Source organism: Streptomyces sp. CO7, assembly GCF_053474865.1.
On record NZ_JBRIOU010000001.1, the window covers coordinates 208,908 to 210,101 of the forward strand.

The following is a 1,194-nucleotide window of genomic DNA, read 5'->3' on the forward strand; positions in this document are numbered from 1 at the left end:
GAGCGGAGATCACCCGGGAGGCGCTGGAGCGGGGACACCGCGTGATCGCCACCGCGCGCGACACCGCGGCGGTGCTGCGGGCGTACCCGGAGCGGCCGGACGGGCTGCTGGCGGTGCGGGCGGACGTGACGGCGCCGGAGCAGCTCGCGGCGGCGGTGGAGGAGGGGCTGGCCGCGTTCGGCCGGATCGACGTCGTGGTCAACAACGCCGGTCACGGCCTGGTGGGCGCGGTGGAGGAGGTCTCCGACGAGGCGGCCCGCGCCCTGTTCGACGTCAACGTGTTCGGGGTGCTCAACACGCTGCGCGCGACCCTGCCGACGCTGCGGGCGCAGCGTTCGGGTCACGTCGTCACCATCGGGTCCGTCGGCGGCTTCGCCACCGCGCCGGCGGTGGGCGTCTACGGGGCGTCGAAGTTCGCGCTCGAGGGGATCACGGAGGCGCTGCGGGGCGAGCTGGCCCCGCTCGGTGTCCACGTCACCGTCGTCGAACCGGGCGGTTTCCGCACGGACTTCCTCAACGGATCCAGCCTCCGGGTCGAGCCGGCCGCCATCGCCGACTACGCGGCCGGCGCGGGTCCGGTGCGGGAGGCCCTGGCCGGGAACGACGGCCGCCAGCCGGGGGACCCGGCGAAGGCGGCGAGGGCGGTCGTGGACCTCACCGAGGCCGAGGAGCCGCCGCTGCGGCTGCAGTTGGGCGCGGACGCGGTCGAGCGCGTCGAGGCGAAGCTGGACCTGGTGCGACGTGAGCTCGACGAGTGGCGTCACGTGGCCCTCTCGACGGGGGTGTGACGCCGCGGGGCGGGGCGCCGGGCGTGGGGCGGCTACCCACGGGCCGTGAGTACGAGCGCCCATGTCCGGGCCCTCCCGGCGGCCGTAGCGTGCGGGCATGGCGAAGAACCTCGGTCGGCGGCAGGGCCGTCCCGTGCGACGTTACGTGGGTCTGGGCATCGGCATCGGCGTGGGCGCCGTCCTGCTGACGCGGTTCGGGCCGGTGCCCCCGCAGGCCGCGGCGCGGGTGTGGGAGCAGCTCTCGGCCCGCGCGACCGCGGTGGACCCGCAGCGGCTCCTCCCCCACCACAACCCGCCCGGCCAGGCCGCGGTCACGTACCGCGCCACCACGGCGTGGTGCCGCGAGCGGGCGGGCCGGGCCGGCGCGATGGCCCGCCGGGCCGCGAAGGCCGCCCCTGCGTACACC

General features: G+C 77.0%; 2 protein-coding genes. Both read left to right on the top strand.

The features are described 5' to 3' along the window. A partial coding sequence (locus ACOV8S_RS00970; RefSeq protein WP_448315366.1) for an SDR family NAD(P)-dependent oxidoreductase occupies positions 1 to 788 on the top strand: 788 nt, incomplete at its 5' end. A gap of 97 nt (positions 789 to 885) precedes the next feature. Next, positions 886 to 1,194, top strand: a 309-nt coding sequence (locus ACOV8S_RS00975; RefSeq protein WP_448315368.1) for a hypothetical protein, incomplete at its 3' end; no start/stop codon positions are given.